The 10,310-nt window shown below is 73.6% G+C and carries 13 protein-coding genes; 6 read left to right on the top strand and 7 right to left on the bottom strand.

Features of this window, described 5'->3' with window-relative positions; genetic code table 11:
* Positions 1 to 71: 71 nt before the first annotated feature.
* The 5 genes from ACFE86_RS18385 to ACFE86_RS18365 form a co-directional block, all read right to left on the bottom strand.
* Positions 72 to 326: a hypothetical protein gene (locus ACFE86_RS18385; RefSeq protein ID WP_147728485.1), complete on the bottom strand. Its 255-nt coding sequence runs from the start codon at positions 324 to 326 to the stop codon at positions 72 to 74.
* A 173-nt stretch (positions 327 to 499) separates the two neighbouring features.
* Positions 500 to 943: a TIGR02301 family protein gene (locus ACFE86_RS18380; RefSeq protein ID WP_375456762.1), complete on the bottom strand. Its 444-nt coding sequence runs from the start codon at positions 941 to 943 to the stop codon at positions 500 to 502.
* Between the two features lie 152 nt (positions 944 to 1,095).
* The gene (locus ACFE86_RS18375) at positions 1,096 to 1,560 is read right to left on the bottom strand and encodes an NUDIX hydrolase (RefSeq protein WP_375456761.1); all 465 of its coding nucleotides are present in this window, start codon (positions 1,558 to 1,560) and stop codon (positions 1,096 to 1,098) included.
* Positions 1,557 to 2,693 (bottom strand): hypothetical protein, encoded by a 1,137-nt coding sequence (locus ACFE86_RS18370; RefSeq protein ID WP_375456760.1) that lies wholly within the window; start codon positions 2,691 to 2,693, stop codon positions 1,557 to 1,559. The genes ACFE86_RS18375 and ACFE86_RS18370 overlap by 4 nt, the downstream gene beginning before the upstream one ends.
* Positions 2,686 to 3,408 carry an SDR family NAD(P)-dependent oxidoreductase gene (locus ACFE86_RS18365; RefSeq protein ID WP_375456764.1) on the bottom strand — a complete coding sequence of 241 codons (723 nt, stop codon included), beginning with the start codon at positions 3,406 to 3,408 and terminating at the stop codon, positions 2,686 to 2,688. The genes ACFE86_RS18370 and ACFE86_RS18365 overlap by 8 nt, the downstream gene beginning before the upstream one ends.
* A 240-nt stretch (positions 3,409 to 3,648) precedes the next feature.
* Here ACFE86_RS18365 and ACFE86_RS18360 point away from each other — a divergent pair, with 240 nt between their 5' ends.
* Entirely contained in the window at positions 3,649 to 4,230 is a 582-nt protein-coding gene (locus ACFE86_RS18360; RefSeq protein WP_375456759.1) for a carboxymuconolactone decarboxylase family protein, read from the top strand.
* A 6-nt stretch (positions 4,231 to 4,236) separates the two neighbouring features.
* On the opposite strand, the gene pdxH is transcribed toward ACFE86_RS18360, so the two are convergent.
* On the bottom strand, positions 4,237 to 4,815 hold the full coding sequence (gene pdxH / locus ACFE86_RS18355; RefSeq protein ID WP_375456763.1) for a pyridoxamine 5'-phosphate oxidase: 579 nt from the start codon (positions 4,813 to 4,815) through the stop codon (positions 4,237 to 4,239).
* 163 nt (positions 4,816 to 4,978) lie between these two features.
* On the opposite strand from pdxH, the gene ACFE86_RS18350 reads away from it, so the two are divergent.
* From ACFE86_RS18350 to fabI, 3 genes are all read left to right on the top strand, one after another.
* Entirely contained in the window at positions 4,979 to 5,482 is a 504-nt protein-coding gene (locus ACFE86_RS18350) for an RT0821/Lpp0805 family surface protein (RefSeq protein WP_375456758.1), read from the top strand.
* 122 nt (positions 5,483 to 5,604) lie between these two features.
* A complete protein-coding gene (locus tag ACFE86_RS18345; protein WP_375456757.1) occupies positions 5,605 to 6,510 on the top strand; it encodes a DnaJ C-terminal domain-containing protein in 906 nt (301 codons plus the stop codon).
* A gap of 126 nt (positions 6,511 to 6,636) precedes the next feature.
* On the top strand, positions 6,637 to 7,494 hold the full coding sequence (gene fabI / locus ACFE86_RS18340) for an enoyl-ACP reductase FabI (protein WP_375456756.1): 858 nt from the start codon (positions 6,637 to 6,639) through the stop codon (positions 7,492 to 7,494).
* Positions 7,495 to 7,639: 145 nt separating this feature from the next.
* Here the strand turns inward: fabI and ACFE86_RS18335 are convergent, their stop codons facing one another.
* The gene (locus ACFE86_RS18335) at positions 7,640 to 8,572 is read right to left on the bottom strand and encodes a polyphosphate kinase 2 family protein (protein WP_375456755.1); all 933 of its coding nucleotides are present in this window, start codon (positions 8,570 to 8,572) and stop codon (positions 7,640 to 7,642) included.
* Between the two features lie 266 nt (positions 8,573 to 8,838).
* Between ACFE86_RS18335 and ACFE86_RS18330 the strand changes: the two genes are divergently transcribed.
* Positions 8,839 to 9,435 (top strand): histidine phosphatase family protein, encoded by a 597-nt coding sequence (locus tag ACFE86_RS18330; protein ID WP_375456754.1) that lies wholly within the window; start codon positions 8,839 to 8,841, stop codon positions 9,433 to 9,435.
* A gap of 222 nt (positions 9,436 to 9,657) precedes the next feature.
* Positions 9,658 to 10,310, top strand: a 653-nt coding sequence (locus ACFE86_RS18325; RefSeq protein WP_375456753.1) for an AMP-binding protein, incomplete at its 3' end; no start/stop codon positions are given.

Here is a 10,310-nt window from a genome sequence, read left to right as displayed (position 1 = left end):
CGCTCCGTCACGGGGCGAGGCGGTGGTGTTCGAGGAGGCGCTGGCGCGGGCCTGAACCCGCACCGGAACCGTCAGTGCTGCAGGGCAGTGGTGAAGGCGCCGCCGCGGATGCGCTCGGGAAAGCCTTCGGCGTAGCGGGCAGTGGCCTCCTCACCGTAGGTCATAACGAGTTCCTGGAAGGCGGCGAACAGGGCGGCCTGGGCCATGCAGTCGCCGTCGAGGCCGTCGAGACAGCCTTCGGCGAACGCCTCGGAGACGTAGCCTAGGGCGGCGCGCTTCTCGTCCACGTCGGCCTCGAACGGGGCGGTCTGAGTGCTGTTCTGCATGGCGCGTCGCATCCGTTGCGCGAGGGCTGACCGCCCGGCGTACGGCAAGGACGATAGGCGGCTCACGGGTCCGCGGCCAGCCGGGAATTGCGAAGCGGTTAACGCAGCCGCGCGAATGCGACGGTTTTCCCGGATGCTCGTCCGGTGTGGCCGCGTTGCATCAGACGGCCGCATCAACCGCCGAACCGGCCCGCCAGGGCGTGCGACAGGCGCGCGCCTTCCGTGACGAAGCGGCCGGCGGCCTCGTCCGCGGCCGGCGTGCACACCCGGTAGGTGATCGCGTAGCCGCGGTAGCCGCGGTTGTAGGCGCCGGCGAGCCGGTCGCGGCGGCCGGGGGTGACGCCCTCGGCCTCGATCAGCGCCTTCATCCGCCCCGGCCATTCGGCGGCGTCCGGCCCGGCGCAGAGGCCGCGCAGGAAGGCGAGCGCGCCGACGATCTCGGAGAGCCGCATCAGGTCGCGGTCGTAGGGCGCCGCCTGCTCCGGGGGCGCGGGCGGCTCCTTCTCCTTCTCCGCGGGCTTCGGCACCTGGCGCGCGGGCGCGCGCTGCTGCGCGAGGGTGGGGGGCGTGGCAGCGATGGACAGGATCGCCAGCCCGACGCCGATCACCCAACCCATCCCCCTCATACGGAGGTGCCCGCGGGCCTCGAAGGAGGCCCCCGAAACCCGCCGAGGCGGCTGGATAGCTCCTTCGGAGCCTCCGCTTCGCCGCGGCACCTTGGGATGAGGAGGATGGGTCGGGGCGGCGGGTCGAGGATCGCGGCAAAGGCTCACGGTGCGGCTGCCGCCTGCTGCGCCCGCACCCTGGAGAACGCCTCCGCCACCGTGCCGGAGAGGCCCGGCGTCGTCTCCAGTCCCGAAATCTCGTCGCGCGTGGCCCAGCGGACGTCGAGGGCCTCCGGGCCGGCGGCGGGCTCGCCGCCGCACCACAGGGCGGCGTGCGGATGGACCACGTAATGGTGGCGGATGCGTCCGTCGGCGTCGCGCTGAATGATCTCGGTCGGGGCGAGCACGCCGACCACCTCGGCCGACAGGCCGACCTCCTCCCGCAACTCGCGCAGCGCCGCCTCGGCGAGGGCCTCGCCGGCTTCCACGAGGCCGCCGGGCAGGGTCCAGACCCCGCGCATCGGCGCGTTGGCGCGGGCGGCGAGCAGCACCCGGTCGCCGCGGATCACCGCGATCGAGGCGCCGACGAACGGCCGCAGCGGGTACAGCCTCGCCGCGGCCTCGCTCACGGCCGCGTCCCGCCGGGCGCGACGACGGCGATGCGGCCGTCCGCGAGGCCGACCAGCAGGCGCGCGGCCCGGCCCTCGCCCAGCGCCGAGACCCCGAAGGCGGCGGGCGCGGGCAGGGCGATCCGCGCGCGCTCGCGGATGCCGCCCTTCAGCGATACCAGGGCCAGCGCCGCGCCATCGATCGTCGGGAGCGCGAGGTCCGGCGCGCCGGCGCCCTCGTTGAGGATGGCGGCAAGCTCCGCATCGCCGGTGCCCGCGGCATAGCCCGGCGCCTCGCCCGCCAGGGTCATCGGGTCGGCATCCGTCGTCCAGAGCTGGAGCATACCCGCCTTCCCCCGCACGGTGGCGACCTGGAGCGCGCCGGCACCGGTGAAATCCCACACGGCGGCGATCTTCATCGGCGCGCCCTCCTGCGGCGGCGTCCGCGCGGCGACGGCCCAGTCGCCGATCCCGGCGCGCGCGATCACCGCGAGGCCGCAGCGGTCGCCGTCACCAAGCGTCGCCGCGACGAAGGCCAGGCGGCCGGACAGCCGTAGCGCACGCGGGCGGAACGGCGCGAACGCGCCGTCCGGTCCGGCCGGCACCGTGACGGTCGAGACCGGCACCGGCTTCGGCTCGCCGCCCATCGCCACCGGCCGGCGCTCGCGGATGGTGAGGCCGGCCGCGGCCGGGGCGTCGGCGCCCGTCGCGCGGGTCGATCCGCTGAGGTGGGCGCTCGTCGCGCCGGACAGCGCGCGGCGGGAGCCCGGCAGCGCCCCGCGCGGCGTCTCGGCGGCGGCGAGCCCCTCGATCGCCTCGGCGCCGAGCAGGGTGGTGCGGATCGCGCCCTCGACGAGGCTCAGCGCCGCGCCGCCGCCCTCGCCCCAGACCACGACCAGGGGCGCGCCCTCCTCCTCGCCGGCCTCCGGCGCCGCGCCCGACGCCCTCGGCCGCGCGAGCGGGATCAGCCCTGAGGTCGCGACCGCGACGGAGACCTCGCTGCGCGGCCCGCGCATCGCGGTCGCCCGGAACGGCAGGTCGAGGACCGTCACCGCCGGCTCGGCGGCGGCGGGCGGGGTGAGGGCAGGCAGGGCGACGGCGGACAGGACGGCGAGAAGGAACGGGACCGGCCGGCAGGACCGCCGGTCAGACATGCTGCCCGCCGTTGATGTGCAACTCGGCGCCGTTCACGTAGGACGAGGCCTCGGTGCACAGGAAGTAGATCGCCTTGGCGACCTCGTCCGGAGTCCCGAGCCGGCGCTGCGGGATCTGCTCGACGATCTTGTCGGTGCCGGGCGAGAGGATCGCGGTGTCGATCTCGCCGGGCGAGATCGCGTTGACGCGCACGCCGAGCGGCCCGAAATCGGCGGCCATCTCGCGGGTCAGCCCGGCGAGCGCCGCCTTCGAGGTGCCGTAGGCGGCGCCCGCGAAGGGGTGAACCCGCGACCCGGCGATCGAGGTGACGTTGACGATCGAGCCCTTGGCGCGGGCGAGTTCGTCGCGCAGGCCCTGCGCCAGCAGCACGGTGGCGAAGACGTTCACCTGGAACACCCGCTGCCAAGTGGCGAAGTCGGTCGGCAGGGCGCCGAGCCGCGCGCCGCCCGGGCCCTTGGGCGAGATGCCGGCGTTGTTGACCAGCGCGTGCAGCAGACCGCCCTCGACGGAGAGGCGCTCGGCGACCTCGCGGACGCCGCGCACGGTGTCCTCCGGGTCGGCGAGGTCGACCTGGAGGTGGTCCTCCGGCCCCATCTCCCACGGGCAGTTCTCAGGGAACGCGTGACGCGAGCAGGTGATGACCCGCCAGCCCGCGGCCGAGAACCGCTTGACGGTGGCGTGGCCGATGCCGCGGCTCGCGCCGGTGAGCAGCATCACGCGGCGGCGTTCGTTTCCGGTCGTGGCCAAGGCCGTGCCTCGCTTCCATTCGGGGCCGGTGCGCGAAGCGCCCCGGCCTGCCGCCGCGCAGCTCCTCCGGTCTAAGCGCAGCGGGAGCGGAAATCCAGGGTCCTCGCCGCGCCGCAGCAACGGGGGAAGCCTCTTGACCCCGCGGCCGGGCGGCAGGATGTCCGCCGGACCGCGGCCCGCGCCGTGCCCCTTCCGGATGCCAGGACGATGCAGCAGACGACCCGCCCGATCGACCGGATGCCGGAGATTCCGGAAGGCCGGCTCACCGCGGCCCAGGCCGCGGCCGCCGCGGCGTTCGCGGCGGCGCGGAAAACCCCCGTCTTCGGGCCGTTCGTGCCGCTGCTGCGCAGCCCCGACCTGATGCTGCGCGCGAGCGACATGGGCCTGTACCTGCGCTACGACAGCGTGCTGCCGCTGGCGATCAGCGAGTTCGCGATCCTGATCGTCGCGCGCGCCTGGAGCCAGCAGGTCGAGTGGCACATCCACCACCCGATCGCGCTGAAGGCCGGCGTGGCGCCGGCGGTCGCCCAGGCCATCGCGGAGGGTCGCCGGCCGGAGGGGATGTCGGCCGAGGAGGCCGCCGTCCACGCCTTCTCGACGGAGCTCCAGCGCAACAAGGCGGTGAGCGACGCCACCTACGCCGCCCTCGTCGCTCTGTTCGGGGAGCAGGGAGCGATCGACCTCACCGGGATCAACGGCTATTACGCGCTGCTCGCCATGACGATGAACGTCGCCCGCACCGCCCTGCCCGACGGCGTGGCGCCGCCCTTGCCGGCGCTGATCCCGTGAGCCGGCTCAGGGATACAGCCGCGACCGGCTCCAGCCGGCGCCGTCGCGGGTGAACCGGACCCGGTCGTGCAGGCGAAACGCGCCGTTCCGCCAGAACTCGATCGCCACGGGCGCGATGCGGAAGCCGGTCCAGTGCTCGGGCCGAGGCACCGGACCGTCCTCGTAGCGGGCCGACAGCTCGGCCACCTCCGCCATCAGCGCGGCGCGGCCGGAGAGCGCGCGCGACTGCCGGCTGGCGATGGCGCCGATCCGGCTGTCGCGGTGGCGGCTGGCGAAGTAGGCGTCGGCCTCCTCGGCGGTCACGCGCGTCACCGGGCCGCGGGCGCGGATCTGCCGACGCAGGCTCTTCCAGTGCAGCACGAAGGCGGCCTGCGGGTTCTGGGCCAGTTCCTCGCCCTTGGCCGATTCGACGTTGGTGTAGAACACGAAGCCGCGGGTATCGGCGCCCTTCAGGAGGACCATCCGAACGTCGGGCAGGCTGTCCGAACCGGTGGTCGCGAGCGCCATCGCGTTGGCGTCCTCCGGCTCGGCGGCCTCGGCCTCGGCCATCCAGGCGGAGAACAGGCCGAAGGGGTCGTCGCTCAGGGTGAAGTCGTCCGCGGCCGCCCCGGGCGCGACCGGATCGCGCGCGGCCGGCTCATCGATCGTTAACGCGTCCACGGCTTAAATCCTCCACTGTGACATCCGGGTCGGGGGGCACCGACGTGGAAGCACCCATACGCGCCATTTCGTCGTGGGTTCAGGTGTAATGCGTCGTCGCGACAATAAGGAACCGGTCGCGGCGGCGCGCGGGCCGGGCCGGGCCGTGCGGGCGATCCTGGCCTGCGGCTTCGTCGCGGGGCTCTGCGCCTGCAGCCAGCCGCTGCTGATCTTCCGCCCCGATCCCGGCGCCGAAGCGCAGGCGGAGCGGCTGTCCGACGAGCCGACCGTGACCGGCAGCATCGGCCGCCGTCCCACGAGCTTCGGCGCGGATCTGGGCGAGGAGGATTGGCGCCGGGCCAGCGCCGCGCTGGCGGTCGCCCTCGATCCGCAGGGCAACGGCAAGCCGGTGAAGTGGGACAACCCGGAGACGGGCCTGCGCGGCTCGGTCAACCCGACGGGCCTGCCCTACGTCGCCGAGGACCTGATCTGCCGCGACTTCCTCGCATCCGTGATCGGGCCCGAGCGCAGCCGCTTCGTGCGCGGGACGGGTTGCAGGCCGTCGGGCGGCGAGTGGGAGCTGAAGCGGCTCCGCACGAGCCGGGCGGGTTGACGGCGGCGCCGCTTGCGCAGAGTTTCGCCGGACAGACGTTGCCTATCGGCAACACGTCGCCCACATGCCGGATCGCGCCGCCGACCCGCCAGGCGAGCGAAACCACGAAGTTCAAGAGACCGATGCGCAATCCCTACGAGGTGCTGGGCGTCCCCAAGGGCGCGGGCGAGGCCGACATCAAGAAGGCCTACCGCAAGCTCGCCAAGGCTTACCATCCCGACCGCAACAAGGACGACGCCAAGGCCAAGGACCGCTTCTCGGAGGCGAATGCCGCCTACGAGATTCTGGGCGAGCCCGAGAAGCGGCGTCAGTTCGACCGCGGCGAGATCGATGCCGACGGCAAGCCCCGCGCCACCGGCTTCGAGGGCTTCGGCGGCGCCCGCCCCGGCGGGTTCGACTTCAACAGCGCGGCGCGCGGCCGCGGCGGCGCAGCGGGCGGCGTCGGCGAGGACATCTTCTCGCACCTGTTCGGCGAGGCGTTCCGCGCCGGCGGTGCCGGTCCGGGCCAGCGCGCCCCGGCACGCGGTGAGGACGTGTCGGCCGAACTCGGCGTCACGCTGGAGCAGATCGGCAGCGAGGAGAAGCTGCGGGTCGGCCTGCCGGGGGGGCGCGCGTTCGACGTGATGATCCCGAAGGGCGTCGTCGACGGCCAGACCATCCGGCTCCGCGGCCTGGGCCAGCCGGGCGGGCCGCGCGCCGAGCCGGGCGACGCGATGCTCACGATCCGCGTGCTGCCGCATCCCCACTTCACCGTCGAGGGCGCGGACCTGCGCGCCTCCGTCGACGTGCCGCTAGAGGACGCGGTGCTCGGCGGCGCGATTCGGGTGCCGACGCTCACCGGGGCCGTGGAGATGCGGATGCCGCCAATGACCAGTTCCGGGCGCACCTTCCGGCTCCGCGGCAAGGGCCTGCCGAAGAAGGACGGCACCCGCGGCGACCTGTTCGCCGTGACCGCGATCCAGTTGCCGGCCGAGGATGCGGGGCTCACCGCGTTCGTCGAGGCACGTCGCACCGCGCGGGCCGAGTAGCCGGCTCCGCGCCCGGACTTCCGTCCCCGGCGTGGCTCCGCTAAGGATGCCCCCGGCGCGAAACCGCCGTCTCCGGGATCGGGACGGCCCGGCTTCCCGAGCGCCGCGGCGAATTTCGGGTGTGGCATGGCGGCTTTCGACGCAACGGACGGGCTCGGCGCGGGCGCGAAGGGCAGCACTCTGCTCGCCGGGAAGCGCGGTCTGGTGCTTGGCGTCGCCAACAACCGCTCGATCGCTTGGGGCATCGCCCGGAGCGCCCACGCGCACGGCGCGAAGCTCGCCTTCACCTACCAGGGCGACGCCCTCAAGAAGCGCGTCGAACCGCTGGCGCGGGACCTCGACGCCCACGTCGTCGGCCATTGCGACGTCACCGACCCGGCCTCGATCGACGCGGTGTTCGCCGCGACCGCGGAGGTGTTCCCCGAGGGGATCGACTTCGTCGTCCACTGCATCGCCTTCTCGGACAAGGACGAGCTCACCGGCCGCTACATCGAGACGACCGAGGGCAACTTCACCAAATCGCTGATGATCTCGTGCTACTCGTTCACGGCGGTGGCCCAGCGCGCCGAGAAACTGATGCCGAACGGCGGCTCGCTGCTGACGCTGACCTATTACGGCGCCGAGAAGTGGATGCCGCACTACAACGTCATGGGCGTCGCCAAGGCCGCGCTCGAAGCCTCGGTGCGCTACCTCGCCGCCGATCTCGGCCCGTCGAACATCCGCGTCAACGCGATCTCGGCCGGCCCGATCAAGACGTTGGCAGCCTCGGGCATCGGCGACTTCCGCTACATCCTCAAATGGAACGAGTACAACGCCCCCTTGCGCCGCACCGTGACCATCGGCGAGGTCGGCGAGACGGCGGCCTATCTGATCTCCGACATGTCCCGCGGCATGACCGGCGAGATCCTGCATGTGGATGCCGGCTACCACGTGGTGGGGATGAAGAACCCCGACGCGCCGGACCTCAGCCTCGACAGGGATTGAGGGACGCCGCAACCCTCCCCTCTGCGGAGGAGGGTGGTCGCGGAGCGACCGGGAGGGGGGCAGCGCGACATTTCGGAAGCGTGGCTCCCCTCATCCGACCTGCTGCGCAGGCCACCTCCCGCAGAGGGGATGAGGGAGCCAAACCTCAATCCGGCACGATCAGGTCCGAGATCCCCTTCGCGGCCTCGGGAAACCGCGGGTCCATCGCCTCCAGCGTGTCGGCGATGGTGCGGGCGACGACGAGGTTGCGGAACCACTTGCGGTTGGCCGGCACCACGTGCCAGGGCGCGTGCGGCGTCGAGCAGCGGGTGAGCGCGTCGGAGAACGCCGCCTGGTAGGCGTCCCAGGACTTGCGCTCGACGAGGTCGCCCGGGTCGAACTTCCACCACTTGTCCGGGTCCGCGAGCCGCGCCTCCAGCCGCGCCTTCTGCTCGTCCTTCGAGATGTGGAGGAAGAACTTCAAGACACGCGTTCCGGATTCGCCGAGCATCCGCTCGAAGGCGTTGATCGCGCCGTAGCGGGCCTGGCAGACCGGCTCCGGCACGAGGCCCTTCACGCGGACCACCAGCACGTCCTCGTAATGGCTGCGGTTGAACACGCCGATCATGCCGCGGCGTGGCGTATGCCTGTGGTAGCGCCAGAGGAAGTCGTGATCGAGTTCTTCGGAGGACGGCACCTTGAACGCGGCGACCGTGCACCCCTGCGGGTTCACGCCCTCCAGCACCGCGCGGATCGTCCCGTCCTTGCCGCCGGTGTCGATCGCCTGGAACACCACCAGCAGGCTCTGCCGCCGCTCGGCGTAGAGCTTCTCCTGGGCGGCCTGGATGCGGGCGCGCTCGGCGGCGAGCGCCGCCTTCGCCCCGCCCTTGTCGAGGCCGCCGTCGCCGTCGGGATCGAGCGTCGACAGGTCAAAGCGGGTGCCCGGCGCCACGGTGACGATCCCCGCGGCCGCGGGCGAGACGGGCCGGGCGTGGCCGGCGCCCGGCCCCGGCGCGCCCGCGGGGCCGTCCGGCGACCGCGCCGCACCGGACTCCGCCGCCCGTCGCTGCCGATCCGGCTTGTTGTTCTTCCTGCTCATGGACACACCTCTACCGCCGACCGGCGGCCGGGCCTAGCGCCCTTCCCGACGACGTCGACACCGGTCCGACGGGATCGGGCATGGCTCCGAGTCCGGGCACCCGGCTTGCATGCCTGCGCGTCGTCGGCGGACACCGAGGGTGTCCGCCGCCACCCTTCGGCGAAGTCGCGGACGTGCTTCCCTGGCGAGTTTCCCTTGCGAGTTTCCCTGGCGAGACGGGATCGAAGGACGGGCCGCGTGATCGCGGGGGCCGGGGCCGCCTGGGCGTGAGGACGGTGCCGACGATCTACTTCGTCCGCCACGGGCAAACCGACTGGAACGCCGAGGGCCGCCTCCAGGGCCAGCGCGACATCGACCTCAACGCCGTTGGACGCGGCCAGGCGGAGCAGGCCGCCGACCGCCTCCGGGCGCTGGCGGGCGACGGTCTCGCGGAGGCCGACTTCGTCGCGAGCCCACTCGTCCGGACGCGCCGGACCATGGAGATCCTGCGCGCCCGCCTCGACCTGCCGCCGGCCGCCTACCGCACCGATGCGCGGCTCAAGGAGATTCATTTCGGGGCCTGGGAAGGCCGGACCTGGGCCGAGATCCGGCAGCGCGATCCGGCCGGCGCCGGGGCGCGCGACCGCGACCGCTGGGGCTACCGGCCCGCCGGCGCGGGGGCGGAGAGCTACGCGATGCTGACCGCGCGCGTCGCGCCGGCCTTCGCCGGCCTGGGCGCGACCACCGTCGTCGTCGCCCACGGCGGCGTCGCCCGGGCGATGCTGGTGGCGCTCGGCCATCTCGGCATCAAGGCGGCGCCTCGGATCGGCATCCGCCAGGGTGGCGTCCTCGTTCTCGACGGGGCGGGGTGGCGCTGGGCGTGAATCCTTCGCCGGCGGGCGGATTTGTTCAAGCGCCGTTCAACGGCGGGCTATACATCCGATCGCAGAGGACCGGTCCGCTTCGGCGGGGGCTCCGACGGCCCATGCCCCGACAACGGCACGTTCCGGCCTCAGGGACGGGCAGCGCGCCGCGCCGACCGCGACGGGGCGAAGACGAAACGATCACGGGTCCGGCTCCGTTCGGCGCCGGCAGCGGAGCAAGCGATGAGTGGCCTCGCCGAGATGACCCGGCCCGCGCCGGACCGGCGCAGCGACGCAGAGCGCATGTCCGACCGGGCGGTCCTGCGCGGCCCCGCGCGGCCCGACCTGCTCCGCGACGAGGTCCTGGCCGAGATCTTTACGGAAAGCGTCCGCGCGCGGTCGGGCCATCCGGCCCTGATCGACGGCGCGACGACGGATTCCGACGGGCGACATCCGCGTTTCACCTATGCCGAGGTCGCCGCGCGCGCCGGGCGCGTCGCGGCGGCGCTGGCCCATCGCGGCATCGGCCCGGGCGACGTGGTCGGCCTGTGGATGGCCCGCGGCCCGGACCTGCTGATCGCTCAGGTCGGCATCACCCTCTCGGGGGCCGCGTGGCTGCCCTTCGATGCCGAGGCGCCGGCCGACCGCGTCGCGGCCTGCCTCGCGGACGCCGCGGCCAAGGCGCTGCTCGTCTCGCCGGCCCTGGCGCCGGGCGCGCCGGACGCCGCCCCGGCGCTGACCCCGGAGGCGCTGCTCGCCGGCACGCCCGCGACGGCCGAGGCCCCGGACCTCCGCGCGGCGGGCCTGACGCCGGCGCATCCCGCCTACCTGATCTACACCTCGGGCTCGACCGGCGTGCCCAAGGGCATCGTCATCAGCCACGCCAACATCTGCCA

Source organism: uncultured Methylobacterium sp., from assembly GCF_964244095.1.
Taxonomy (GTDB): Bacteria; Pseudomonadota; Alphaproteobacteria; order Rhizobiales; family Beijerinckiaceae; genus Methylobacterium.
This window is presented reverse-complemented; position numbering and strand designations above follow the sequence as displayed.